We start from the raw sequence: 24,274 nt of genomic DNA on the forward strand, positions 1-24,274 counted from the left end.
GCGAGGGGGGCCGGCGGCCCCATCAGCAGGAACGCGGCGCCGACGCGGATCAGCAGGCGGCCGGCGATGCTCAGCGTCGGCACCCAGCTCTGCTGCGCCAGCGCCCCGCCGCCCCAAATGAAGATGGAAAAGAGGTATTCGCCGTTGGCGAGGATCAGTGCGGCGCTGCCCATCGTCGCGGTCAGGGCGACCATCATCCCGGCCAGCACGACGGCCACCGGCTCCAGCCCGCGCCGCCACGTCATGGCGAGGATCAGCCCGACCGCCGCCAGCCCGCCGGCCAGCGCCACCCCCTCCCGCGCGTGATCGATCAGCGCCGGGGCATAGAGCATCCCCAGCGTCAGGGCGAGCTGGGCGCCCGCCGACACGCCGAGCGTCGAGGGCTCGGCCAGCGGGTTGCGCAGCACGCGCTGGAGCAGCAGCCCCGACAGGCCGAGCGCCGCCCCGGCGACCAGCGCCACCGCGATCCGCGGCAACACGCTGTGATAGAGGATGACGCCGTCCAGCCACGCGGCATCCGGCGGCAGGGGCATGGAGGGGGCCGCGGCGTGCCCGGCGATCTGCCGGATCGACAGAAGGGCGGCGGCCAGCGCCAACCCGCTCCACAGCAGGATTCGGTTGACGGCCACGCGCTCAGCCATGGCGGACGGTCTCCGGCCGCAGCAGGGCGGCGGTGACGAGGCGGGCGAAGCGCAGGGCGGCCGGAAGCCCGCCGAAATGGTTCACCGGCTCGATCACGCTCACCCGCTGGTTCCGAACCATCGGCAGGGCCTGCCACAGGGCGCTGTCGTCCAGCCCCCGCACCACGTCGGAGGGCAGCGGCGGAACGACGACGGCGATGGCGTCCGGCATCCGCGCCAGCGCCTCGATCCCCAGCGGCGCGGCGGCGCTGTAGCTCGATTGCGAGGCCCAGGCGTTGCGCAGCCCCAGCCGCTGGAGCACCGCGCCGAACATGCTGTCGTCGCCGAAGGCGCGGACATGGCGGGCGTCGCCGAAGTTGATCGCCAGCACCGGGCGGCGGACGGCGCCGCGCAGGGAGTCGCCCAGCCGGGCGATCTCCGCCTCCGTCCCGGCGACGAAGGCGCGGGCCTCCGCCTCGCGTCCCAGCGCCCGGCCGAGGGTCAACGCGGCGTCCGCCGCCAGCGTATAAGGCGGCACGCCCGGCTGGTAGATCGGCAGCGACAGCGTTTCCGCCACCCGCTCCAGGCTGGCCCGCTGGCCCTCGTAGTAGTTGGAAGTGAGGATGAGGTCCGGCTCGGCCAGCGTCAGCGCCTCGTAATTGGGCGTGCCGCGCAGGCCGAGGTCGATCACCGACTCCGGAACCTCCGGCTCGACGACGACCTTGCGGAACTGGATCAGTTCAGTCGCGGCGACCGGCACGATGCCGAGCGCCAGCGCCGTCTCCAGTCCCGCCCAGTCGATGGCGGCGACCCGCCGCCCGGACGCGGCGTGCCCGAGGCGGGGCAGCAGCGCCGCTCCGGCGGCAAGGCCCAGCGCGTGGCGGCGGGTGATCGTCGCGCGTCCCGTCACAGCACGCAACCGATCGGCTTGCCGGTCACCGGGTGCGGGACGGTCCCCATGGCGAGGCGGTAGATGGCCCCCAGCGTCTCGCCGGTCATGATGGCGTCGGGCGTGCCCTGGGCGATCAGCGCGCCGTTGCGCATCGCCAGGATCTCGTCGCAGACGCTGGCCGCCATGTTGATGTCGTGCAGGACGATGACCGCGCCGATGCCGCGCGCCCGGCTCAGCCGGCGCACCAGCCCCAGCAGCTCCACCTGGCTGGCGATGTCCAGCGCCGAGGTCGGCTCGTCGAGCAGCAGGCAGCGCGTCTCCTGGGCCAGCATCATCGCCAGCCAGACGCGCTGCCGCTCGCCGCCCGACAGGCTGTCGACCAGCCGGTCGGCGAAGGCGTCCAGGTGGGTTTCGGCGATGGCCTCTGCCACCTTGGCGGCGTCCTCCGCCCCGAAGCGGCCGAGCGCGCCGTGCCAGGGAAAACGGCCGAGCGCCACCAGCTCCCGCACCGTCATGCCCTCGGCCGGCGGGGTGAACTGCGGCATGTAGGCGACGGTGCGCGCGAAGTCCCGGTCGCCGATCCGCGCGAGGTCCGTTCCAAGGCAGCGAATGGCGCCACCACCCGGCGGCTGCTGGCGGGCCAGCAGGCGGATCAGCGTGCTCTTGCCCGACCCGTTGGGGCCGACCAGCCCATAGATCCGCCCCTGCTCCAGCCGGAGCGACAGTCCCGACAGGATCGCCCGTCCGGCAACGGAGAAGCTCACGCCCGCGAGGTCGTAGAGGGGTTGGGTCTGGTCCGGGCTGGTCATCGGTCTTTCCGGATGTTCCTGTTGAATTCCCTCTCCCGGGACGGGAGAGGGAATCACGTCACCACGTCATGTTGACGGTCAGCAGAGCCGTCCGCCCCTCGGCGTAGCCGCAGGAGAACTGGGTCTGGCAGCTCGCCACATACTCCTTGTCGAACAGGTTGGTGACGGCGAGATTCATGCCCCAGGCGGCGGGCTTGTAGCCGATCCGCGCGTCGAACACGGTGGCGGCGGGGACCTTCAGCGTGTTCTCGTTGTCGGCCCAGGACGAGCCGACGTAGCGCACGCCGCCGCCCACCGACACGCCGTCCAGCGCATGTTCCCGGAAGGTGTAGTCGAGGAAGGCCGAGCCCTGGACCTGCGGCACGATGTAGGGGGTCTTGCCGATCAGCGCCGGGTTGGCGTCCTTCTTGATGTCGAGGTCGAGCGCGGTGAAGGAGGCGACCGCCTTCAGGTTCGGCGTGATGTTGGCCTTGGCCTCAAGCTCGATGCCGCGCGAGTTGACCTCGCCCAGCTGGGTCTCGGCGTTGAAGGGTCCGGTCACCACGTTGGTGCGCGTCAGGTCGAACAGGGCCGCGGTGACGATGGCGTCCATCCAGGCCGGGCGGTACTTCACGCCGACCTCGACCTGCTGGCCGGTTTCCGGCTTGAACACGCCGGCCACCGCCGACGATCCCAGCACCGGGTTGAAGAAGGTGGAGGCGCTGACATAGGGCGTCACGCCGTTGGCGAACTCGTAGGCCAGACCGGCGCGCCCGCTGAACTTGCCGTCCTTGCCGTCGTAGGCGGGCGTGCCGTCGGCGTCGGTGGAGGCGATGTCGTAGCGCCCGTTCAGCGTCACCAGGAAGCCCTGGCCGAAGCGCATCTGGTCCTGGAGATAGACGCCGAGCTGACCCATCGTCAGCTCCTGGTCGATGTAGGAGAAGCGCTGGCCCTGCGCGGCGCCGTAGACCGGATTGGTGGCGCTGATCGGCGTGGCCGAGCCGGACGCCTGCACCTGATCCATCTTGAAATACTTGTAGTCGACGCCGACCAGCGCCGTGTGGGCGATCGGCCCGGTCTGCCACTTGGATTCGAGCTGGTTGTCGATCAGGAAGGTGTTGACCTTGGTCGTGTGTTCGAAATTGATGCGCGACAGAAGGTTGTCCGGATCGGTCGGCACCGCCGAGAAGGCGTTGTAGCCATAGGGGTAGACCGTGACCTCATGGACCCGGCTGTAGCCGTAGCGGGCGTTCTGGCGGAAGGTCAGGTCGTTGTCGAAGCGGTGCTCGAACTCGTAGCCGATGGAGGCCTGACGGCGCCGGAAGGTGTCGATGTCCGGCTCGGTGAAGTTGGCCTTGCGGTCGATGCGCCCGAAGGAGGCCGGCTTCACCGTGCCGACATAGGGCAGAAAGGCCCCGCCGTTGTGCGTCTCGTCGATGTCGGTGTAGTTGCTCAGCACCGTCAACGTGCTGCGGTCGTTCGGCGACCACTTGACGCTCGGCGAGATGGTGCCGCGGAAGCCGTCCGCGAAATCGGTGTAGCCGTCGCCGCCGGCGATGCGGCCGGTCAGCCGGTAGCTCAGCGTCGGGTCGATGGCGCCGCCGACGTCCACGCCCAAATGGGCAGTGCCGTGCTGGTTGATTCCCGCCTCGACCGAGCGCACCGGCGTGTCGCCGGGCCGCTTGGTGACGTAATTCACCAGACCGCCGGGATTGCTGCCGCCGTAGAGGACGGAGGAGGCGCCGCGCAGCACCTCGATCCGCTCCAGCGTGTAGCTGTCCACGAACTGGCCGCCGAAGCCGTAGCTGTAGAGCTGAAGCCCATCCTGGTAGATGCCGGTCTGCGTCGCCTGGAAGCCGCGGATGAAGATCCAGTTGGTGTCGCTGTCCGGGCCGAAGGGCTGGCTGAAGACGCCGGGGGTGTAGCGCAGCGCCTCGTCCACCTTCTGCGCGCCGCGGTCGTCCATCTCCTCGCGCCCGATCACCGAGACGGATTGCGGGACCGCCTCCAGCGGGATGTCGGTCTTGGACCCCGTGGCCGAGCGGCCGGGCACATAGCCGCGGACCGGGCTGGTCGCGGTGTCGGCGGACCGGTCGCCCTCCACGGTCACCGGCGCCAGGACCGCCGGAGCGGTCGTTCCCTGCGCCTGGGCGAGCGCCGGCACCAGCAGGGCGGCGAGCGCCGTGCTGCTCAAGAGGAAGCGGGTCAGTCGCTTGTTGGAAATATCACTCATCGCAATCGGCCTCGGACTGTATGCGGCATCCGCGAAACGCCTTCGTTGTTGCGAATGATTAGCATGCGCATGCAGGGCGCGATTGAACGGTCTTTGGACGGGTTGGACGATCTTCCGGCATTCGTCGGTCCCGGGGCGTTGCGGGCGATGCGGGCTCAGCCGGTGTGGTTGCGCAGCCACGCGGCGGGCGTGGTGCCAACGATCTGGCGGAAGACGCGCGTCAGGTGCGCCTGATCGGAGAACCCCGCCATCACCGCGGCGGCGGCCAGCGTCATGTCCGATCCGGTCAGCAGGCTCTTGGCCCGTTCCACGCGGACCCGCATCTGCCATTTGTGGGGCGGCAGGCCAGTCGATGCCTTGAAGGCGGTGCAGAAATGGGTGGTGGACAGGCCGGTCAACTCGGCCAACTCCTGCAATCGGATGGGACGGCCGCAATGCTCCTCAATGTAGTCGGTGACGCGCTTCAACTGGCGCGGCGGCAGTTGCCCCCGCTTGCGTTCGGCGACGGGCTCCGCCTGCGCGAGGCCGACGAAGAGCGCGGCCATCAGGCTCTCGCCGTAGAGGTCGTGCAGGTTCGCCGAGGTCCGGCATTCCGCCGCGATCAGGCGGGCCAGCGCGAACAGCCGGTCATCCGCGAAATTCAGCCGCGGCCGCTCCATGCCCCGGACGTCGAGCCCGTCCACGAAGCGGCCCCCCAGCACGGACATGTCGAAATGGAGGTCGAGATGGGTGAGCCGGCGGACGTTCACCGTGCGCGACCACACCCGCAGGCCGGCGGGCACATAGCTCAGCGGTTCGCGCCGGCTGAGCCGGCCACCCTCGCCGCGCCCGGGCGAGGCGGTGACGTGCAGCCCGCCCTCCCCCACCTGGTCGAGGACCACCACCAGCCGCGGGGCTTCAGACACATACTCGCCCTGGCCGTTCTGGTCGCAGGCGACGTTCCAGATGTCGGCGATCATCCCGTTCCAGGCGCGCCACTGAAGGTCGCCGAGAATGGTGATCCCCTCCGTGCTGCTTTGCATTCTGGGATGGAACGGCATGGATCGGCCTCCCAGCCACCGGATTGAACAGACCCCCGGATTCCGCCCCCGAGAGGCCAGACCTATAGGGCAGAATGCAATTGCGAACAAGTCGCATTCTTACTTGGCGCCCTGACACCTGGGTGAAAGGTGAGGGCGATGGGCGCGCGTTGGGTCCGATTACAACCCAAAACCGGACGCTCAACTCAGTCTGCTTACCATCCACACGATGTCCCCACAAAGGGACTTCCATACCGTACCCCAAGCACGCTTTATGGAGCAGACAACCAGCGACAGCATCTTATGATTGAATGGCTTTTGAATTTATGCACGCAGATTCTGTTGCATTTCTTGTTAGATTTTTATATAAAAGCATTGATAGATAGACATGCTACTTAGGGGAGAATTTTTATGAACAAAATTGAAAGGGCGATTGAACTTCATAGTGCTTATATCGAGAAATTATCAGCTGGCTTTTTGAATGGTGCTCTCGAAGGTGAGCTTACAGGCTTCATATCATTAAGCGATTCGACCATTTCTATTCCTGGGATATCCGAAGAATTCTCTCAAAAACTTGCCAAATCAGTTGATAAACTGAAGACCTTTGAAGAAAAGTACGGAGATGAAATCTTCCGTACTTCAGAGTTGATTGCCAAGCTTCCTGAATTGAAAAATTTGCTGACTAATTTCGAATTATGGCGGCACGAAGCTTTTCACGGAGTCCAGAAGCATGCTTACCGCTCCGTGTTTACGCTCGTGGACTCAATTCAGTCCATTGAAAGTTGGGAGATATATATTTTCTTTATGATTGCATCATCGGGCGGAAAGTGGCGTCTAGGGGAAAATTTTCTCTCCGTATTGCGAGATATTGATGCAGATTTGAATGAGCGGATTGCCGGACTGATTTCTCGCGACTGCCGGGTTGTGCTGGAAGCCATCTCAGAACGCGACAATGGGTTGGGAATTCTGCATCTTATTGAAGGTCAGGCTTTCATTGCGTCACGGTTCAGCGTTGGTCTTTTGGATGTGCTTCCCACACCGGCATCCCCGATATACACAAAAGCTTGGTCATTATTTAATGAAAAGGGAGGGCGTGAACCGATAGTATTTATTATTCTCGCGGGGGCTGCTTTGCGATACGGCAATATAAGCAGCGATCCGGATTCGGTATTTAAGGACCTCTACCCTCACCCAGTCGATATATTTAATTTTTTAGTAAATTTCGCAGGAGATTTTGAAAATATATACAGAAAATTGCAGGAAAATGCTGAACATGAGCTTGCTTCAAAGCGGTCATCTTTTATAAATCGGAAACAGCGCCCCTTCTCCACTCGCAGTCATATTCTTATGGATTTGTTGGATCATGGAAATAAGAAAAATTTACATGATTTATTTGTCGAATCTCTGCTCGAAGCAATAAGAAAATCAGGCATTAAACCTACCGACTCGGCACGCGATACGACTTCTTATGTGAGAAAGGAATATAGCGAAGAATTCGAAGACCCTGATGATGAAATCGAGCAAGAAGAGATTGAGGAACGGCACCATCAGAATGTTCATTCTGCCTTTGAGCCGATGAATATCGGAGCTCACGCTTCGCCTGATAGAGAAAATATTATCAAGGTAATTTTAGAATTCTCCAGAATAACTTCTTGCGTTCTTGAATGTATCTACACACGACTCGCCACTTCCATGAAGGATGATTTTGCAGACGCGGAAAACAAAAAAATAGCTGATGCGGTTGCCGCTGACTACATTAGAAGATTCCCATATTATTATACAGAAGAAATGATCATCAGGGTAATTTTTGACCAGAAATCCATTAATAGTTTATTTGGGTATTTCTTTACATATCTTCATGATTATGTAAAAGTTAAAACTTTTCTCTCTGCTCCCGAGGTTACCCATAAGGAATATATTTTCCTCCGCCTGATGCCAGACGCTGTCAAAAAATTTCTCATCCAATATAGGTGGACGAATCCAGACTTCAAACGGGTCAACTTTGTCGATGAACCACGTCATCCCCCTCGCCCTTATTGTTGTCGCGAGCATGGTATGGTGCCCATCGATCAAGATCCGTCATTTATTGACGGCTGTCAGTCTGAAGATGGCGTTGGACAGCTGATTCACGGTTTGTTCCAGCGAACTCTCATGGATATGTTTGAGTAGAAACAAAGGAGCTTCATCATGATTAATTACTCAATCGAGTGGGAAGGTTCTGAGGCGGAAACACTGATAGATATTCTCGAAAAAAGAATCAAGCACGAGCCCCCACCTGGCGGCTCACTTGCAAAACACATGGTTTTTTTTCCAAAGAAAAGCTCGTTCATTGAGGCGTTGTCTTTATGGATGAGCTATCCTGGAGTTCCCGATTCCTTAAGGCAGAACCCTGCGTTTGTGACACTTCTCTCGGTACTGACCTTGGCTCTTTTATCGCCAAGGCATTTAACGCTCATTCCAGATAGCGCAGGAGAAGTGTTAAAGATATTTGAGGTAAAAGGATTCCACAGAGTCATGTCAAAAAAGAAATTATACGAATACATGAAAGATCACAAAGCAGCGATTGAAGGCATTAACTTTCTTATTGAAAGAAAAATGATTGAGGAGCGAGAAGAAAACTATAAACTTCTTGCCACCCCTCTATCAAATATAAAAATATCGTTTCTATGACATGCAATGATTTTCAATTCCACGGCGATAGGGCAGCCGAGGGAAAGTCGTTGCGCGATAATCCACGCCTATGGCGTATGCGCCAACCGGCACCATTCCGTAGCGGAAAACAAAATTACCCCACTGACGCATGCATGGCAGGCCTGATGTTGCTCGGGAAGGGTCGCTATCGGCGCTTTGCAGACAACCGGCCCCCTCCACCATCGCTCCTGCCACCCCGCTCAACTCGCACTTTGGCAGTTCACGCCGCCCCCACCGGCTCCCGGCAGGCGCCAAGCACCACCCCGCGCAGCCAGCGGTGCGCCGGGTCGGCGTCCTGCCGGGGGTGCCACATCTGCGTCACCACGACCTCTTCCAGGGCGATGGGAAGCGGCAGGGTGCGGACCCCGGCCACGCCCGCGGCGACCTGACGCTCGGACACCAGGGCGGTCAGGTCGGAGGCGCGGACGATCGCCAGGGCCGCCGGGAAGCTCGGCACCACCGCCACCACCTTGCGCGTGAGGCCGAGGGCGGCCAGCGCCTCGTCCATCCGATCCCGCACCAGCCCGCGCCGCGAGGTCAGCACATGGCCACAAGCAGCGTACTGTTCCGGCGCCACCGTCTCCAGCCGGGTCAGCGGATGGCCGTCCCGCACGGCGGCAACCAGCCGGTCGCGGAGCAGGCTCTGCACCTTCAGTTCCGGCGTGGTTTCCGAATGCACCCCGATGTCGAGGTCGATCAGACCGTCGCGCAACGCCTGCGCGTCGCGGTTGCCCCGTGGTGCGAAGCGCAGCAGGACGCCGGGGGCTTCGGCGGCGACGCGGCCGACCAGCCGGGCGGCGTAGACTTCGATGAAGCTCTCGCTGGCGCGCAGGGTGAAGCTGCGCTCCAGCCGGGCGATGTCGATGGCCTCCGCCGGACGCAGCACCGCGCGGACCTCCTCGGCAAGGCCCGGCACCCGTTCCCGCAACTGGATGGCCCGCGGCGTCGGGACGAGGCCGCGCCCGGCCCGGACGAGCAGCGGGTCCCCGGTGACCTCGCGCAGCCGCGCCAGGGTGCGGCTCATCGCGGACTCGCTGAGGCCGAGCCGCCGCGCCGCCTTGACGACGCTGCCCTCCGACAGCAGCGCGTCGAGCGCGATGAGCAAATTGAGATCGGGATCGGCCATGGAGCCCGAGGCTAACACATGGCGTCCCATGCAGGAATAACCTGCACAGGCGGCGTCTTCCGCCATGCCAAGCGGAGAGCGACATTGATCCAACCCCTGTTGGAGACGCCGATGCCCCGTTCCACCACCGCCCGAACGCCCGATACCCCGCAACCCGACGGGCTTCCCATGCCCCGCCGCGCCGTGGCCGCCGCGTCCGTCATCGCCGCGATCGTGCTCGTCGTGCTCGACGGCGCCATCGCCAACATCGCCCTGCCGACCATCGCCGGCACCCTCGGGATTCCGCCCGCCGACACCGTCTGGATCATCACCGCCTACCAATTGGCGCTGGTGATCGCGCTCCTGCCCGTCGGCGCCCTTGGGGAGAGCCTTGGGCACCGCCGGGTGTTCACCGGGGGGGTGCTGCTGTTCACAGCGGCCTCCGCCGGCTGCGCCCTGGCGCCGACGCTGTCCTGGCTGATCGCCGCGCGCTTCGTCCAGGGGCTCGGCGGGGCGGCGGTGATGGCGCTGGGCGTCGCGCTGCTGCGCTTCGTCTATCCGCAGAGGCTGCTCGGCGCCGCCATCGGCTGGAACGCGCTGGCCATCGCGCTCGCCTCGGCGGCGGGGCCGACGCTCGGGGCGGGCATTCTCTCCGTCGCCCCCTGGCCGTTCCTGTTCGCGGTCAACATCCCGGTCGGGCTCGTCGTGCTGGCGACCGCCCGCGCGCTGCCCGCCGTCGCGGGAAGCAAGCGCCGCCTCGATCCCGCCAGCGTCGCCCTCAACGCCGGCTTCTTCGCCGCCCTGGTGATGGGGGCCGAAACCGTCGCGGCACAGCCCCTGCGCGGCGGCGCGCTGCTGCTGGCCGCGGCGCTCTGCCTCGCCGGACTGGTCCGGCGCGAAAAGGAACGCGAGGCGCCGCTGGTGCCGCTCGATCTGTTGCGGGTGCGCTCCTTCCGCCTGTCGGTGGTCGCCTCCGTCCTCTGCTTCACCGGCCAGATGGCCGCCGCCGTGGCCCTGCCCTTCTACCTGCAGCACGGGCTCGGCCAGGACATCGTCACGGCGGGGCTGTTCCTGGTGCCGTGGCCGCTGGCGACCGCCGTCGCCGCACCCATCGCGGGCCGGCTGTCCGACCGCGTGGGCACGGGCTGGCTCTGCGCGCTGGGCGGCCTGCTGCTCGCCGCCGGCTTAGCCCTGGCGGCGGTCTGGCCGCTGGAGCAGGACCCGCGGCCGCTGCTGGCCTTCATGGTGATGTGCGGTTTCGGCTTCGGGCTGTTCCAGACGCCCAACAACCGCAACATGCTGCTGACCGTGCCCAAGGCGCGCAGCGGCGCCGCCGGCGGGATGCAGGGCACCGCGCGTCTGGTCGGGCAGACGGCCGGCGCGGTGCTCATGACGGTGCTTTTCTCGCTGCTGACCGGCCCGGAGGCGGCGCCGCGCCTCGGCCTCGGCCTGGCCGCCGCCCTCACCCTGGCGGGCGGCCTGGCCAGCCTGCTCCGCGTTCCCGCGAGCGGCGCGGCGGAGGCGGTGGAAGCCGTGGAAGCGCCGGTTTCGGGCCGGTGAGCCCGGCCCGACGGGGATCGTCAGCCGCGCCGCGCGGCCTCGATCGCGGCGACGTCGATCTTCGTCATGCCCATCATTGCTTCGAAGGCGCGCTTGGCTTCCTCGCCGCCGGCCGCCAGCGCCTCGGTCAGCACGCGCGGCGTGATCTGCCAGGAGACGCCCCAGCGGTCCTTGCACCAGCCGCAGGCGCTTTCCTGCCCGCCGTTGCCGACGATGGCGTTCCAGTAGCGGTCGGTCTCCTCCTGGTCGTCCGTGGCGATCTGGAACGAGAAGGCTTCGTTGTGCTGGAACGTCGGCCCGCCGTTGAGGCCGAGGCAGGGAATGCCGGCAACCGTGAACTGAACCGTCAGCACGTCGCCCGCCTTGCCGGACGGGTAGTCGCCGGGCGCCCGATGAACGGCGCCCACCGAACTGTCGGGAAAGACCGTGGCGTAGAATCGGGCCGCGGCCTCCGCGTCCTTGTCGTACCAGAGGCAGATCATGTTCTTGGCGGTCGTCATGGCGTGTCCTTTCCCTGTCGGTGCCTTGCCGGTGCGCGTGAGGATACGCCCCCGCCCCTGTTGATCGGAAGGTTGCAATCCTTTCGCAGAGGTGGCGCATGAGCGACCCGAAGAAGCCGGACGACACCGGCATCCATCCCCCGCGCAGCTACGATCCTGACAGCCAAAAGCCGGCCAGCGACCGTGACGAGGCCGCGCCCGGCACGCCGGGAACCGGCGAGGACATCGACCCCAGGACCGGCGAGACCTTCACCGAGGGCATCGGCGGCGCCTGATCAACCCTTATCCCCCACCCCAGACCTTATCGTCCGGCGGCCAAAGCCTGCATGGTCACGCGGGCGGCGCTGGCGATGTGCTCGTCGTAGAGCTGGCGCGTGCGGGCGGTGTCGCGGGCGGTCATCGCCTCGAAGATCTCGCGGATTTCGCGGATCGTGTTGGGCAGCCGCCCCGGCTCGGCCAGCGACACCCCGCGCAGAAGCTGGATGCGGTTGTGCAGCGCCTTGAGGATCTGCGCCATCGTCGGGTTGCCGCAGCCGGCGATCAGCGTGTCGTAGAACATCGTCTTCGCCGTGCGGATGCGCGACGGCACGCCTTCCGCCGCCGCCGCCTCGAAGGCCGCCATGGCGTCTGCGAGGACCGCCCACTGCTCCGGGCTGGCCCGCGTGACGAACTCCGCGGCCGCCAGGCTCTCCAGCGCCCCGCGCACCTGATAAATCTGCCGGACATCCTCCACCGTCAGGGTCACCACCTCCAGCCCGCGCTGGGGCACGTTGTGGACCAGCCCCTCCGCCTCCAGCTGGCGCAGGGCCTCCCGCAGGATCGGGCGGCTGACCTGCAACGTCTCGCACAGCTCGCGCTCGACCAGCCGGTCGCCGGGGGAATAGCGCCCCTCGGCGATGGCCGCGCGCAACAGGTCGATCACCTGCTGGCGCAGGGGAGCGGCGACGCGAACAATATTTATCGACAAATTTGACATAAAATTTCTCTTCTTGTCAGACAGTATGACGAACTGCTTGCACCACATTACCACCTTCGATTAGCATACGTATCAACGGCGGTCCAAGGCGGCCCACAGCGGCGAACGCCACACCCACCCCACCATACCATCACCTCGCACACAGGAGGCAGGCGTGCAGCGGAGTGCACAAGCGAGCGCCGTTTCAAAAAGCGCCGGCGAGCCTGAGGCGGCGTCCGACCCCAACCGGCAGAGGCGCCGCGAGCGGCTGCTTCAAATCGGCACGCTGGTCCTGCTGCTCGCCGTCTGGGAATTCGCGGCGCGCGACGCCAACAAGCTGCTGGTCGCGGTGCCCAGCGACATCGCCGTGGCGACCTGGGAGCTGCTGCTGAACGGCGAGCTGCTCTCGGCGACGCTGGACAGCATGTCGACCTTCGTCCTGGGCTTCGTCATCGCCTCGGTCATCGGCATCGTGGTCGGCTTCGCGATGGGCACGAACCGCACGGTGGAGGTGATCCTCGATCCCTACATCAACGCGCTCTACGCCATGCCGCTGGTGGCGCTGATCCCCATCCTGATGCTGTGGGTGGGCATCGGCTTCCTCGCCAAGATCACGATCATCATCCTGTTCGCGGTCTTCCCGGTGATCATCAACACGGTCACCGGCGTGAAGAACGTGGACCGCCACTATCTGGACATCGGCAAGGCCTTCATGGCCTCGCGGTTCATGGTCTACCGCCAGATCATCGCGCCCTACGCCCTGCCCTACGTGGCGAGCGGCCTGCGCATCGCGCTCGGCCGCGGCATCATCGCGATGATCGTGGCGGAATTCCTGACCTCCATCTCCGGCCTCGGCGGCCTGATCATCAACTACACCAACGCGTTCGAGACGGCCAAGGCCTTCGCCCCGGTCCTGGTGGTGGCCCTGCTCGCCAACGCGCTGACGATTCTCGTTCAAAAGGTCGAAGAGCGCTTCGGCCGCTGGCGCCGCCGCTGACCGGCCCGCCTCCCCCGCACCACACGCGCCCCACACCACACCGGATTGAGGAAGGAAGAGGGATCATGAGCATGATGTCCCGTTCGCTGAAGGCCGCCCTGCTGGCGGGTGCTTTCTCCGTGGCGATGAGCACCGCCGCGCTCGCCGCCGACGCGCTGAAGATCGGCATGCCGGCCAAGATGTTCCTGAACCTCGTCGAGTTCGTCGCGCAGGACCAGGGCTTCTACGAGAAGAACGGCCTGACCGTGGAGCTGGTGCACATCGCCGACAGCTCCATCCCCGTGCGCTCGCTGATCGCCGGGGAGCTGGACGTCAGCCAGGCCGGCATGTCGGAGACGCTGGCGGCGGCCGACAAGGGCGGCACGCTGAAGACCATCGGCGGCGTCCACACCGGCCTGCACTACGCCTTCTACGCCAACGCCGCGTCGGGCGTGAAGGACGTCACCGACCTGCCGGGCAAGAAGGTCGGCATCTCCTCCCCCGGCTCGCTGCCGCACGTCGTCATCACCGCCCTGATGCGTCAGGCCGGCATGAGCGAGGAGCAGATCAAGTCGGTCCAGTGGGTCTCGCTGAAGGGCTCCTCGGCCCGCATCAACGGCATCCTGACCGGCACCATCGACGCGACCGTCTCCAACTACGACCCGAAGGCCGCGCACGACAAGAACGCCAAGGTGCTGTTCGTCGTCTCCAAGAAGCTGCCGAACTACGTGATGACCCCCTGGGACGTCAACGACGCGACCATCGCCAAGAAGCGCGACGTGCTGAAGCGCTTCGTCAAGGCGGAGCTGGAGGCGACCCGCTGGATCTTCGACAACGAGAAGGGCGCGCTGGACGTCGCGAAGAAGCACTTCGACTACAACGACGAGCAGCTCGCCGAGTTCTACGAGTTCTACAAGGTCGGCGGCATCTGGAACCCGAACGGCACCGTCACCGCCGATCAGGCCAAGTACATGCAGGAGCTGAACGTCGAAGGCGGCCTGCAGAAGGCCGTCCACCCGGCCGAGAAGGTGCTGGACACCAGCATCGTCCAGGAGGTGCTGGCGGAGATCGGCACCTACAAGCAGCCGTAATCCCCTCGGGGCCGGCGGCGCACCCGCCGGCCCCCTTTCCCGCTTTGCCCCATTCCGCCCGCCGTCCCGCTTCAAGACCCGGTGCCGTCCCATGCCCAAGCTGTCCGTCCGCAACCTGACCAAGCGCTTCCCGGTGTCCGGGGGGCCGTCGATGACGGCGCTCGACGGCGTCGACCTGGACGTGGAGGAGGGTGAGTTCATCGCCTTCGTCGGGCCCAGCGGCTGCGGCAAGACCACGCTGCTGCGCATCATCCAGGGGCTGGAGACGGCGACCAGCGGCGAGATCCGCATCGACGGCAAGCCGGTCACCGGCCCCGGCCACGACCGCGGCTTCGTCTTCCAGCAATACGGCCTGCTGCCCTGGCTGACCGCCGCCCAGAACATCGGCTTCGCGCTGGAGGCCAAGGGCATCCCCGCCGCCCGCCAGGGCGAGACGACGGAGCGCGTGCTCGCCACCGTCGGGCTGAAGGGCTTCGGCGACCGCTTCCCGCACCAGCTGTCCGGCGGCATGCAGCAGCGCGTCGGCATCGCCCGCGCCCTGGCGATCGAGCCGGAGATCATGCTGCTGGACGAGCCGTTCGGCGCGCTCGACGCGCTGACCCGCGAGATTTTGCAGAACGAGATGCTCGGCCTGACCGAGCGCATGGGCAAGACGATCCTCTTCGTCACCCACAGCGTGGACGAGGCCGTCTGCCTCGCCGACCGGGTGGTGGTCATGTCGCCCCGCCCCGGCCGCATCCGCGAGATCGTGCCCATCGACATCCCGCGCCCGCGCGCCAGCCTGGGCGAGGCGCTGCGCGACACGCCGGAATACGTCGCCAAGCGGCACCAGCTGTGGACCCAGCTCATGGATCTGGTCTGAGCGCCCCCCTTCTCCGGAACCCAGGAGGTCCCATCGTGTCGGTCACCCCTGACGATCACGAGTGGCAGTACAACCCCCGCCATTCCGTCCCCGACTTCGCGCGCCACGCCGAGCGCGCCGCCGAACTGAGCCGCGCCGCGCGGGAACGGAACGCCGCGCGCTACGACATCGCCTACGGCGACAGCCCGTTGTCCACGCTCGACGTGTTTCCGGCGGCAACGCCCGGCGCCCCGCTGCACGTCTTCCTGCACGGCGGCTACTGGCGCGGGCGCGACAAGGCCGATTACAGCTACGTCGCCGACGCGCTGGTGCCGCGCGGGGTGACGACCGTGGTCATGAACTACGACCTGTGCCCGGCCGCGACCCTGCCGGAGATCGCCCGGCGCACCCGCGAGGGGCTGCGCTGGATTCACCGCAACGCGGCCGCGCTGGGCGGCGACCCCGACCGCCTCACCGTGTCGGGCCATTCCGCCGGGGCGCATCTGATCGCCCTGGCGCTGGCCGACGACGCCGGGGCGGACCGGCTGGAGGACGGCGCCGTCAAGGCCGCCATCCTGATCAGCGGCATCTACGAGCTGGAGCCGGTGCTGGGCATCACCGTCAACGAGACCATCGGGCTGCGCCCGGAGATGGTCGACGGGGTCAGCCCGATGCGCCACCCGCCCTCGACCGCCACGGCCCTGACAGTCGTCGTCGGCTCGGCGGAGACGCCCGCCTGGATCGCCCAGTCGCGCGACTTCGCCACGCTGTGCCGGGGCCGCGGCTCGCGCTGCTCCTATCACACGCTGGCCGGGGAGGATCACTTCTCGATCATGGCACGGATGGAAAGGCCGGACGACGCGCTGTCGCGGCTGGTGCTGGATGCGGCCGGAGCAAAAGAATGATCGTCATCGATGAAACCGCCGCCCGCCGTCTGGTGTCCCCCGCCGACGCCATCGACGCCATGGACATGGCCTTCCGCGAGGTCTCCCGCGGGCAGGCGCGCAACTTCCCCGTGGTCCGCGAACGGCTGCTGCCGGGGCCGGACGTCTACGGCATCAAGGCCGGCGGCGACCTCGCCATCGGGCTGCTCGGGCTGAAGATCGGCGGCTACTGGACGGGCAACCGCGCCCGCGGCCTGACCAACCACCAATCCACCACCGTGCTCACCGACCCGGAGACCGGCTGCCCGACGGCGCTGGTCAGCTCCAACCACCTGACCGGGCTGCGCACCGCCGCCGCCTGCGCCATCGGCATCCGCGAGCTGGCCCGGCCCGACGCGCGGGTGCTCGCCCTGATCGGCACCGGCGGACAGGCGGCGCACCATCTGGAGGCGGCGCTGCTGGTGCGCCCCTTCGACCGTATCCTGGTGGCCAACCGCGACCGCGCGCGGGCCGAGGAGCTGGCGGCCTCCTTCGCCGGGCCGGTCCCCGTCGAGGTCGTGGACGCCGAAACCGCGGCGCGCAACGCCGACGTGCTCATCACCCTGACCACGGCGCGCGCGCCGGTGGTCCAGGCCGGCTGGGTCCGCCCCGGCACGCACATCTGCGCCATGGGCGCCGACACCGCCGGCAAGCAGGAGCTGGACCCGGCGATCCTGCTCGGCGCCGCCGTCTGGGTGGACGACTGGGCGCAGGCTTCCGCGCTCGGCGAATGCCAGCACGCGCTGGCGCACGGCCTGACCCGCGAGTCCATCCGCGGCACGCTGTGCGACGTGCTGGAAGGCAAGGCGCCCCGCCGCGCCGGCGCGGACGAGATCACCGTCTTCGATTGCACGGGCATGGGCATCCAGGATCTGGCGATCGCCGCCTGGGCCGTCCGCGCCGCCGATGCTGCCATCGCCGCCGGCGACGCCGGCTTACCCATCCACCGCATCGATTTAGCGCGCTGACCCGCAAGAGGGCGCGACCGAGGCCGACATGCAGTTGAAAAATGTGCGAATCGCCGGGAAGATTCTCGGCATCGTCGTGGTGCTGGGCACCGTATCGGTGTCCACCGCCCTGGTCAGCGGCTACGGCCTCGCCACGCTCGGCGGGGAGCTGAACCGGGTCGAGGAGGCGGGGCGCGAGGCGACGCAGGGCGCCCGGCTGAACCGCTATCTGGTCGAACTGAGCCGCGCCGAGTACCAGATGGGCGCCAACCCGGCCAGCGTCGCCACCATCGAAGCCGTCGTCGCCGACCGCAAGGCGGAGGTCCGCGCCCATCTGGAGCACGCCCGCTCCGCCGCCGACGCGCAGCAGCGCCCCCTGCTGGACGGCATCGAGACGCAATACGCCGCCTATGTCAGCAGCCTGGACGACACGGTGGCGGCGGCGAAGAAGCACGCCGACATGGGCATCACCTACGCCCGGCGCGAGGTGCTGAACAACGTCTCCGGCAGCCAGGAGCAGGTGGAGGCGCTGATCCGCGCCGTCCAGGACTACAACGGCCTCACCGTCGCCAAGACGGCGCGAATCTCCGAGGAGGCGGAAGCGCTGGCCGACCGGACCACATGGCTGATCGCCGCGGTCGCCCTGCTCGGCATCCTCGCCAGCGGGCTGATCGGGCGCTGGCTGTCCGCGCACGGCATCGTCACCCCCATCGTGGAGGCGGTGTCCTGCCTGCGCCGCCTGTCGGGTGGCGACCTGACGGTGGTCATCACCGGCGCCGACCGCCGCGACGAGGTCGGCGACATCGCGCGGGCGCTTGCCGTCTTCAAGGACAACGCGCTCGACCGCCAGCGCATCCAGGCGGAGCAGGAGGCCGAGGCCCGGCACAAGCTCGACCGCGCCGAGGCGGTCGGCGCGACGATCCTGCGCTTCGACCGCGAGGTCGGTGAGGCCCTGCACGTCATGAAGGACGCCGCCGCCGCGCTGGAGGCCACCGCCAACTCCCTGTCCGCCGGGGCGGAGCAGGCGTCGGAGCGCATGACCGTCGTCGGCGCCGCCGCCGAGCAGACCGCCGCCAACGTCCAGACGGTCGCCGCCGCGACGGAGGAGATGACCTCCACCGTGCAGGAGGTGTCGCGCCAGATGAACGAGGCGCGCGGCTTCGCCGACGAGGCGACGCGGCAGGCCCAGCAGGCCCAGGAGCGGGTCGGCGCCCTGACCGAGTCCGGCCAGCGCATCAACGAGGTGATCGACCTCATCCAGGGCATCGCCAGCCAGACCAACCTGCTGGCGCTGAACGCCACCATCGAGGCCGCCCGCGCCGGGGAGGCCGGCAAGGGCTTCGCCGTGGTGGCGAGCGAGGTCAAGCAGCTCGCCAACCAGACGGCGCAGGCGACCGACGAGATCCGCGGTCAGGTCGGCGCGATGCAGGAGACCATCGGCGGCGCGGTGTCGGCCATCCAGACGATCGCCACGGTCATCTACCGCCTGAACGAGATGGCGACCGCCGTCGCCGCCGCCGTCGAGCAGCAGGGGGCCGCCACCGCCGAGATCGGCCGCAACGCCGTTCAGGCGGCGCAGGGCACGGCGGAGGTGACCGGGACCATCGGCACGCTGCGCGTTGCCTCGGAATCGACGGCCGCCGGATCGGCGCAGGTCCTGCAATCCGCCCGCGAGGTGGCCGGCCGCGCCGTGGCCCTCAAGGGCAGCGTCGACGCCTTCATCGCCGAGGTGAAGACCGCCTGATCCCTCCCCCAATCCATCGGCCATAACCAATCGGCCCTGATCAATGGGTTGAGCGGCGCGCCGGCAACCGCCAGAATGCGGCGGGCGAGACGACCGGCGGCCTCCGCCGGTTTCCGTCCTGTGGGCTTTACCGCAGGACCGGTTGGGAGAGGAACACGATGACGGTTGACGGCGCGGCTCGGACCATGAGCTTTGGATCACTCTATCGCCATGGGATGGCCCGGGTCGCCGCCTGCACGACTCCCTGCACCATCGCCGACCCCATGGCGAACGCCGCGGCGGTGCTGGACAGCGTGCGGGAGTGCGACGAACAGGCGGTCGCCGTCGCGCTGTTCCCCGAACTGGCGCTGTCCGGCTACGCCATCGACGATCTGTTCCTCCAGGACTGCCTGCTCGACGCCGTTGAGAAGGCCGTCGTCCATCTGGTGGAGCGGTCGCGCGACCTGATGCCGCTGATCCTCGTCGGCGCGCCGCTGCGCCACGCCGGCCGCGTCTACAACACGGCGGTCGCCGTGCATCGCGGCCGGTTGCTGGGCGTGGTGCCGAAGGTCCATCTTCCCAACTACCGGGAATTCTACGAGCGCCGCCATTTCGCCTCCGGAGCCGGCACCGAGGGCGGCACGATCCGCATCGGCGCCCAAAACGGTGCCCAAGACGGCGCCCAAGACGGCGCCCTCAACGCCCCCTTCGGCCCCGACCTGCTGTTCCAGGCGGAGGACCTCGACGGGCTGGTGGTCCATGCCGAGGTCTGCGAGGATCTTTGGGTCGCCGTCCCGCCCAGCTCCGGGGCGGCGCTGGCCGGGGCGACGGTGCTGGCGAACCTGTCGGCCAGCAACATCACCATCGGCAAGGCGGAAACCCGCCGCCTGCTCTGCCAGTCGCAATCGGCGCGCTGCATCGCCGCCTATCTCTACTCCTCCGCCGGGGCCGGGGAATCCACCACCGATCTGGCCTGGGACGGGCAGGCGTCGATCTTCGAGAACGGCGAGACGCTGGTCGAGACCGAGCGCTTTCCCAAGGGCGCGCAGATGGCCGTCGCCGACGTCGACCTCGACGTGCTGCGCCAGGAACGGCTGCGCATGGGCACCTTCGACGACAACCGCCGCCTGCACGGAACGGCCTTCCGGCGGGTCGCCTTCCGCGTCGATCCGCCCGGCGGGGACGTCGGGCTGCGCCGCAACGTCCCCCGCTTCCCCTTCGTCCCGGCGGCGCGGGAGCGGCTGGAGCTCGACTGCTACGAGGCCTACAACATCCAGGTCGCCGGGCTGGTCCAACGGCTGCGGGCCACGGGCATGCCGCGCATCGTGATCGGCGTGTCGGGCGGGCTGGATTCCACCCACGCCCTGATCGTCGCCGCCCGCGCCATGGACCTGCTCGACCGGCCGCGCACCGACATCCTCGCCTTCACGATGCCGGGCTTCGGCACCAGCGACAAGACCAAGGGCAACGCGCTCCGCCTGATGAGCGCGCTCGGCGTGTCGCACCACGAACTCGACATCCGCCCCGCCGCCAACCAGATGCTCAAGGACATGGACCACCCCTTCGCCCGCGGCGAGGCGGTGTACGACGTGACTTTCGAGAACGTCCAGGCGGGGCTGCGCACCGACTACCTGTTCCGCCTCGCCAACCAGCGGGGCGGCATCGTTCTGGGCACCGGCGACCTGTCGGAGCTGGCGCTGGGCTGGTGCACCTACGGCGTCGGCGACCAGATGGCCCATTACAACGTCAATTCGGGCGTCCCGAAGTCGTTGATCCAGCATCTCATCCGCTGGGTCATCGGCTCCCGCCAGTTTCCGGACGAGGTGCTGGACACGTTGGGCGACATCCTGGCGACCGAGATTTCGCCGGAGCTGGTCCCCGCCGGCAGCGACCGCGCCCTGCAGAGTTCGGAGGCCGTCGTCGGCCCCTACGAGCTTCAGGATTTCCACCTGTTCCACACGCTGCGCTACGGGCTGCGCCCGTCAAAGATCGCCTTCCTCGCCCTGCACGCCTGGTCGGACCCGGCGCGCGGCGACTGGCCGGCGGGCTATCCGGTGGAGAAGCGCAGCGCCTACACGCTGGCCGAAATCCATTCCTGGCTGCGTGTCTTCATCCAGCGCTTCTTCGGCTTCAGCCAGTTCAAGCGCTCGGCCATGCCCAACGGGCCGAAGGTGACGGCGGGCGGCTCCCTGTCGCCGCGCGGCGACTGGCGCGCCCCGTCCGACGGCAACGCCCGCATCTGGCTGGAGGAGCTGGAGCGCGAGGTGCCCAAGGAGTAAACCGCCCTACCCCGCCTCGCCGGTCCGTTCGTTCATCACCAGCCGCCCGGCCGGCCAGGAGCGGACCAGCCCGGCGGCGCGCAGTTCCGGCAGGGCGCGGGCCACCGCATCGTGCGACAGGCCCGTCGCTTCGACCAGCGCCGGCCCCGATTTCGCCCCGTCCTCCAAAGCGCGCAGCACCGCCGCGGTCGGCGTCCCGTCCCGGGTGAGCGCGTCCTCGCGGCGGGCGGGCCGGTTTGCCCGGCCGGCGGCGACCAGCGCGGCGATGGCGCGGAGTTGCCCCAGCCGATGCATCGCTTCCGGGCTGCGGTCCTCGCGCAGGGCCAGCGCCGTGTGGCAGCGGGCAACCTCCCGCGCCAGGGCGGCAAGATCGGTGGCGCGATCCTGCACGAGGCACAGCGCCGCCTCCTCCGCCAGCGTATCCAGGTCCGCGTCGGCCTCGTCCCAGCGGCCGGCCGCGACGGCGTCCCGGATATCGTCGGCCAGAGCCCGATACGCCTCCTCACTCATGGACAGCCCTCCGTGTTCAGCTCCGGCCAACGTTGTGGCTCCCAGCGCGCCGCGACGCAGCCGGGCTCCGGCGCGTCGATGGGAAGCGACAGCCGCCGGATGCGCGAACTATGCGCCGGGTCGACGCGCGGCTGGAAGAACAGCGCCACCCCGCAGTCGGTGATGCGCTTGTCCTCCTCCCCATCGGCGTCGCAGACGCGGTTGAAGCGGTGCGAGACGGCCATGCTGTTCGCCACCACCACCCGGCACGACCCGGCGCGCGAGGACTCGTCGCCGGCCTGGGCCTGCCACCGCTCCTCCGTCAGGCCGGCGTCCATCACCGGGGTGACGATCCAGTCCAGCAGCTTGGCCCGGCACAGCCACGCCGCCGGCTGCTCGCGCCCGAGATCCTCGCAGATCATCACCGCCAGCCGGCCCATGTTGGGCAGTTCGACGATGGTGACGCCGTCCCCCGGCGCGATGAACTCCTTCGCCGCGTCGAGCCGCCGCCCATCCGGCCCGCGCACGTCGTAGGAGCGGCACTGGTCGGCGTCGAGGTCCCAGCAATGCAGCTTGGTCTGGCGGAAAATCTCGGCTCCCGTCCGGTCGAGCAGGACCGCCATGCTGCGCGGCTTGGCATCGCCCTCCCCGTCCTGACGGACGCCGACGAGAACGTAGCGGATCGGCCCGTCCACGGCCTGCCGCTGCACCGCCGCTTGGATGGCGCCGAGCGTCGTGGGATCGGCGGTCACTTCGGGAAACACGACGATGGTCACCCCTTCGGCGGCCAGAGCGTCGATGGCCGCCGCAGCACGGGCGCCGAGGTCGCCGGGAACGGCGGCGTACCAGTCCGCGCCATCCTTGGCAAAGGTCCGCAGGGCGAGGTCGTCCTCGGCCAGCGCGAGCGGGACGACGCCAACGACCGGTGTCCATTCGGGATCGCTGGGGCACTGGTCGGCGACCTCGGCGATGCGACGGAAAGTCAACGAAACGGGCCGCTCGCCCTCCTCGCCGTGGGGGCACTCCGCCGCGAGGGTCGGCGGCAGCAGAAGCAGCGTTTGGAACAGGTCGGCCACGTCGAAGGACTCGCGCAGGGGCGTGACCTCCCGCATGTTCACCGAGCGGTCGAACAGGCCGGGCCGCAGGATGAGCTGGCCGTCGGCGGCGTCGCCGTTGAGGCGCCCGTGCCGCTTGTACCATTGCCGCGCCCGCAGATGACCATCGGACAGCGCGCGTCGCGACAGGAGACGCGAGGCCAGAGGCGTGAACCACTGGTCGATGGCCTGGGCCGCCAGCACACACCGGTCCAGCGGCGTTCCCTCGTCGGCGGTGTCCACCCAAGACTTGAGCGCATCGGCACCGTCGTCAGCCTCCAACAGCGCCATCAGCCGGCGCAACACACCACCCGCGTCGTCGGGTGCGGACTCCTGGCGCTGTGCGGAGCGTTCGGTCTCCTTCGTGTCCCGATCCAGTTGGTGACGCAGCGCAACGAACAGATCAGCCAGATGCATGCCTTCAACCACGCGAAGCGACGGGATGGAGCGGGGGCTATCGACATCCCCACTCCCCAGAGGGGAGAGGGCCTAAGTCACCTCAAGCAACCACATCCACCCTGTTGAACAGCACGGCGACGGCTTGGTTTCGCGGTTACGTTGTCGAGCGGGGGCCGCTCCCGGCCCCGGTTCGCCCCGTCGCGGCATCCCTTTTGACGAGGAGCGCGAAGGGGTTAGCCGCCGCCTCGCTTAGCGATGCATTAACCATGATCGCCGGACCATGCCCCTCGGACAGCGTGCCTCGACGAGGCGAACCAGGGGAGCGTGGCTCATGACGGGACGGGTGCTTGGCGGAGTGTTGGCCGCTTGGGTGTTGTGGAGCGGTGCCGCCGCCGCGTCGGCGCTGTGCCCGGTCCCGCCCGGTGCCGATCCGACCGCCGCCGGACTGGCCCACAGCCGGGCCGCGCTGGCCGCCGGGCAGCCGCTGACGGTCGTCGCGATGGGGTCGTCCAGCACGGAGGGCGTCGGGGCCACCACCATCACCGCCACCTACCCCGCCCAGCTCGACGCCATCCTGGAGCAGCGTCACGCCGCCTCGGCCATCCAGGTCCTGAACAAGGGCATCGGCGGCGAGACGGCGGGGGCGAACCTCGTCCGCTTCGACAAGGACGTGCTGGCCGCCAAGCCGGACCTCGTGGTCTGGCAGGTCGGGACCAACGACAGCTTCCAGAAGGTGCCGCTCGACGCCTTCGCCGCCACCCTGCGCGACGGCATCGCCCGCATCCGCAAGACCGGCGCCGATGTCATCCTGATGAACCCGCAGTCCTTCCCCGGCGAGGCCAAGGTCGAGTCCTACCCCGCCTACGCGTCCACCGTGGTCGCGCTGGGCCGCGAACTCGACGTGCCGGTGCTCGACCGCTACCGCATCATGGCGTGGTGGCTGGAGAGCCGGCACTTCGCCGCCGATCAGGTGCTGAGCACCGACGGCCTGCACCTGAAGGACCTCAGCTACCGCTGTCTGGCGGAGTTCGTCGCCGACATGATCGACACCCCGCGGGTGGTCGGCGAGAAGACCGCGGCGCGCTGAGTCCGCATCATCCGCTCCCAGGAAAGGGCGCCGGTGGTCATGCCACCGGCGCCCTTTTGCTG

The 24,274-nt window shown here is 67.4% G+C and carries 22 protein-coding genes; 12 read left to right on the forward strand and 10 right to left on the reverse strand.

Translation table 11 applies throughout. The features are described from left to right. From GBZ26_RS03465 to GBZ26_RS03485, 5 genes are all read right to left on the reverse strand, one after another. The coding region (locus tag GBZ26_RS03465; RefSeq protein ID WP_211104565.1) for an iron chelate uptake ABC transporter family permease subunit at positions 1 to 641 on the reverse strand (641 nt) is incomplete at its 3' end. Continuing rightward, positions 634 to 1,530: an ABC transporter substrate-binding protein gene (locus GBZ26_RS03470; RefSeq protein ID WP_174437603.1), complete on the reverse strand. Its 897-nt coding sequence runs from the start codon at positions 1,528 to 1,530 to the stop codon at positions 634 to 636. The genes GBZ26_RS03470 and GBZ26_RS03465, both read right to left, overlap by 8 nt. After that, positions 1,527 to 2,321, reverse strand: a complete 795-nt coding sequence (locus tag GBZ26_RS03475) for an ABC transporter ATP-binding protein (protein WP_174437604.1) — start codon at positions 2,319 to 2,321, stop codon at positions 1,527 to 1,529. Before GBZ26_RS03475 ends, GBZ26_RS03470 begins: the two co-directional genes overlap by 4 nt. Before the next feature lie 58 nt (positions 2,322 to 2,379). Further along, complete coding sequence (locus GBZ26_RS03480) at positions 2,380 to 4,533, reverse strand: TonB-dependent siderophore receptor (RefSeq protein WP_174437605.1); 2,154 nt, start codon at positions 4,531 to 4,533, stop codon at positions 2,380 to 2,382. Positions 4,534 to 4,688: 155 nt separating this feature from the next. Continuing rightward, positions 4,689 to 5,555: a helix-turn-helix domain-containing protein gene (locus GBZ26_RS03485; protein ID WP_247884754.1), complete on the reverse strand. Its 867-nt coding sequence runs from the start codon at positions 5,553 to 5,555 to the stop codon at positions 4,689 to 4,691. Between the two features lie 408 nt (positions 5,556 to 5,963). On the opposite strand from GBZ26_RS03485, the gene GBZ26_RS03490 reads away from it, so the two are divergent. Both GBZ26_RS03490 and GBZ26_RS03495 read left to right on the forward strand, forming a co-directional pair. Beyond that, entirely contained in the window at positions 5,964 to 7,721 is a 1,758-nt protein-coding gene (locus GBZ26_RS03490) for a hypothetical protein (protein WP_174437607.1), read from the forward strand. Positions 7,722 to 7,739: 18 nt separating this feature from the next. Next, positions 7,740 to 8,222 (forward strand): hypothetical protein, encoded by a 483-nt coding sequence (locus GBZ26_RS03495; protein ID WP_174437608.1) that lies wholly within the window; start codon positions 7,740 to 7,742, stop codon positions 8,220 to 8,222. A 241-nt stretch (positions 8,223 to 8,463) separates the two neighbouring features. Here GBZ26_RS03495 and GBZ26_RS03500 read toward each other — a convergent pair whose 3' ends face one another. Continuing rightward, positions 8,464 to 9,369, reverse strand: coding sequence for a LysR family transcriptional regulator (locus GBZ26_RS03500; protein ID WP_174437609.1), 906 nt, complete (start codon positions 9,367 to 9,369; stop codon positions 8,464 to 8,466). Between the two features lie 111 nt (positions 9,370 to 9,480). On the opposite strand from GBZ26_RS03500, the gene GBZ26_RS03505 reads away from it, so the two are divergent. Beyond that, entirely contained in the window at positions 9,481 to 10,908 is a 1,428-nt protein-coding gene (locus tag GBZ26_RS03505; RefSeq protein WP_174437610.1) for an MFS transporter, read from the forward strand. Positions 10,909 to 10,928: 20 nt separating this feature from the next. Here GBZ26_RS03505 and GBZ26_RS03510 read toward each other — a convergent pair whose 3' ends face one another. Next, positions 10,929 to 11,408 carry a VOC family protein gene (locus tag GBZ26_RS03510; RefSeq protein WP_174437611.1) on the reverse strand — a complete coding sequence of 160 codons (480 nt, stop codon included), beginning with the start codon at positions 11,406 to 11,408 and terminating at the stop codon, positions 10,929 to 10,931. Between the two features lie 98 nt (positions 11,409 to 11,506). Here GBZ26_RS03510 and GBZ26_RS03515 point away from each other — a divergent pair, with 98 nt between their 5' ends. After that, positions 11,507 to 11,683 (forward strand): hypothetical protein, encoded by a 177-nt coding sequence (locus GBZ26_RS03515; RefSeq protein ID WP_174437612.1) that lies wholly within the window; start codon positions 11,507 to 11,509, stop codon positions 11,681 to 11,683. Between the two features lie 26 nt (positions 11,684 to 11,709). On the opposite strand, the gene GBZ26_RS03520 is transcribed toward GBZ26_RS03515, so the two are convergent. Further along, positions 11,710 to 12,384 (reverse strand): GntR family transcriptional regulator, encoded by a 675-nt coding sequence (locus GBZ26_RS03520; RefSeq protein ID WP_211104567.1) that lies wholly within the window; start codon positions 12,382 to 12,384, stop codon positions 11,710 to 11,712. A gap of 154 nt (positions 12,385 to 12,538) precedes the next feature. On the opposite strand from GBZ26_RS03520, the gene GBZ26_RS30085 reads away from it, so the two are divergent. The 7 genes from GBZ26_RS30085 to GBZ26_RS03555 all read left to right on the forward strand — a co-directional run bounded on the left by GBZ26_RS30085 (position 12,539) and on the right by GBZ26_RS03555 (position 21,143). Next, positions 12,539 to 13,360 carry an ABC transporter permease subunit gene (locus GBZ26_RS30085; protein WP_174437613.1) on the forward strand — a complete coding sequence of 274 codons (822 nt, stop codon included), beginning with the start codon at positions 12,539 to 12,541 and terminating at the stop codon, positions 13,358 to 13,360. A 65-nt stretch (positions 13,361 to 13,425) separates the two neighbouring features. Then, positions 13,426 to 14,430: an ABC transporter substrate-binding protein gene (locus tag GBZ26_RS03530; RefSeq protein WP_174437614.1), complete on the forward strand. Its 1,005-nt coding sequence runs from the start codon at positions 13,426 to 13,428 to the stop codon at positions 14,428 to 14,430. Between the two features lie 91 nt (positions 14,431 to 14,521). Continuing rightward, positions 14,522 to 15,292, forward strand: a complete 771-nt coding sequence (locus GBZ26_RS03535; protein WP_145678882.1) for an ABC transporter ATP-binding protein — start codon at positions 14,522 to 14,524, stop codon at positions 15,290 to 15,292. A 35-nt stretch (positions 15,293 to 15,327) separates the two neighbouring features. Then, the gene (locus GBZ26_RS03540) at positions 15,328 to 16,176 is read left to right on the forward strand and encodes an alpha/beta hydrolase fold domain-containing protein (protein ID WP_174437615.1); all 849 of its coding nucleotides are present in this window, start codon (positions 15,328 to 15,330) and stop codon (positions 16,174 to 16,176) included. Beyond that, complete coding sequence (locus tag GBZ26_RS03545; protein WP_174437616.1) at positions 16,173 to 17,162, forward strand: ornithine cyclodeaminase family protein; 990 nt, start codon at positions 16,173 to 16,175, stop codon at positions 17,160 to 17,162. The genes GBZ26_RS03540 and GBZ26_RS03545 overlap by 4 nt, the downstream gene beginning before the upstream one ends. A gap of 28 nt (positions 17,163 to 17,190) precedes the next feature. After that, positions 17,191 to 18,885 (forward strand): methyl-accepting chemotaxis protein, encoded by a 1,695-nt coding sequence (locus tag GBZ26_RS03550; RefSeq protein ID WP_174437617.1) that lies wholly within the window; start codon positions 17,191 to 17,193, stop codon positions 18,883 to 18,885. A 185-nt stretch (positions 18,886 to 19,070) separates the two neighbouring features. Then, entirely contained in the window at positions 19,071 to 21,143 is a 2,073-nt protein-coding gene (locus tag GBZ26_RS03555; RefSeq protein ID WP_174437618.1) for an NAD(+) synthase, read from the forward strand. A 6-nt stretch (positions 21,144 to 21,149) separates the two neighbouring features. On the opposite strand, the gene GBZ26_RS03560 is transcribed toward GBZ26_RS03555, so the two are convergent. Both GBZ26_RS03560 and GBZ26_RS03565 read right to left on the reverse strand, forming a co-directional pair. After that, positions 21,150 to 21,653 (reverse strand): hypothetical protein, encoded by a 504-nt coding sequence (locus GBZ26_RS03560; RefSeq protein WP_174437619.1) that lies wholly within the window; start codon positions 21,651 to 21,653, stop codon positions 21,150 to 21,152. Further along, positions 21,650 to 23,143, reverse strand: coding sequence for a carbon-nitrogen hydrolase family protein (locus GBZ26_RS03565; RefSeq protein WP_174437620.1), 1,494 nt, complete (start codon positions 23,141 to 23,143; stop codon positions 21,650 to 21,652). The genes GBZ26_RS03560 and GBZ26_RS03565 overlap by 4 nt, the downstream gene beginning before the upstream one ends. 313 nt (positions 23,144 to 23,456) lie before the next feature. Between GBZ26_RS03565 and GBZ26_RS03570 the strand changes: the two genes are divergently transcribed. Continuing rightward, positions 23,457 to 24,212, forward strand: a complete 756-nt coding sequence (locus GBZ26_RS03570) for an SGNH/GDSL hydrolase family protein (RefSeq protein ID WP_174437621.1) — start codon at positions 23,457 to 23,459, stop codon at positions 24,210 to 24,212. Positions 24,213 to 24,274: the final 62 nt, after the last annotated feature.

Source organism: Azospirillum formosense (assembly GCF_013340925.1).
Classification (GTDB): Bacteria; Pseudomonadota; Alphaproteobacteria; order Azospirillales; family Azospirillaceae; genus Azospirillum; species Azospirillum formosense.

Excerpts from the sequence above, each read along its gene's own strand:
- GBZ26_RS03475 (WP_174437604.1), bottom strand. The coding sequence starts at position 2,321 with ATGACCAGCCCGGACCAGACCCAACCCCTCTACGACCTCGCGGGCGTG.
- GBZ26_RS03480 (WP_174437605.1), bottom strand. The coding sequence starts at position 4,533 with ATGAGTGATATTTCCAACAAGCGACTGACCCGCTTCCTCTTGAGCAGC.
- GBZ26_RS03485 (WP_247884754.1), bottom strand. The coding sequence starts at position 5,555 with ATGCAAAGCAGCACGGAGGGGATCACCATTCTCGGCGACCTTCAGTGG.
- GBZ26_RS03490 (WP_174437607.1), top strand. The coding sequence starts at position 5,964 with ATGAACAAAATTGAAAGGGCGATTGAACTTCATAGTGCTTATATCGAG.
- GBZ26_RS03495 (WP_174437608.1), top strand. The coding sequence starts at position 7,740 with ATGATTAATTACTCAATCGAGTGGGAAGGTTCTGAGGCGGAAACACTG.
- GBZ26_RS03500 (WP_174437609.1), bottom strand. The coding sequence starts at position 9,369 with ATGGCCGATCCCGATCTCAATTTGCTCATCGCGCTCGACGCGCTGCTG.
- GBZ26_RS03505 (WP_174437610.1), top strand. The coding sequence starts at position 9,481 with ATGCCCCGTTCCACCACCGCCCGAACGCCCGATACCCCGCAACCCGAC.
- GBZ26_RS03510 (WP_174437611.1), bottom strand. The coding sequence starts at position 11,408 with ATGACGACCGCCAAGAACATGATCTGCCTCTGGTACGACAAGGACGCG.
- GBZ26_RS03515 (WP_174437612.1), top strand. The coding sequence starts at position 11,507 with ATGAGCGACCCGAAGAAGCCGGACGACACCGGCATCCATCCCCCGCGC.
- GBZ26_RS03520 (WP_211104567.1), bottom strand. The coding sequence starts at position 12,384 with ATGTCAAATTTGTCGATAAATATTGTTCGCGTCGCCGCTCCCCTGCGC.
- GBZ26_RS03530 (WP_174437614.1), top strand. The coding sequence starts at position 13,426 with ATGAGCATGATGTCCCGTTCGCTGAAGGCCGCCCTGCTGGCGGGTGCT.
- GBZ26_RS03535 (WP_145678882.1), top strand. The coding sequence starts at position 14,522 with ATGCCCAAGCTGTCCGTCCGCAACCTGACCAAGCGCTTCCCGGTGTCC.
- GBZ26_RS03545 (WP_174437616.1), top strand. The coding sequence starts at position 16,173 with ATGATCGTCATCGATGAAACCGCCGCCCGCCGTCTGGTGTCCCCCGCC.
- GBZ26_RS03550 (WP_174437617.1), top strand. The coding sequence starts at position 17,191 with ATGCAGTTGAAAAATGTGCGAATCGCCGGGAAGATTCTCGGCATCGTC.
- GBZ26_RS03555 (WP_174437618.1), top strand. The coding sequence starts at position 19,071 with ATGAGCTTTGGATCACTCTATCGCCATGGGATGGCCCGGGTCGCCGCC.
- GBZ26_RS03560 (WP_174437619.1), bottom strand. The coding sequence starts at position 21,653 with ATGAGTGAGGAGGCGTATCGGGCTCTGGCCGACGATATCCGGGACGCC.
- GBZ26_RS03565 (WP_174437620.1), bottom strand. The coding sequence starts at position 23,143 with ATGCATCTGGCTGATCTGTTCGTTGCGCTGCGTCACCAACTGGATCGG.
- GBZ26_RS03570 (WP_174437621.1), top strand. The coding sequence starts at position 23,457 with ATGACGGGACGGGTGCTTGGCGGAGTGTTGGCCGCTTGGGTGTTGTGG.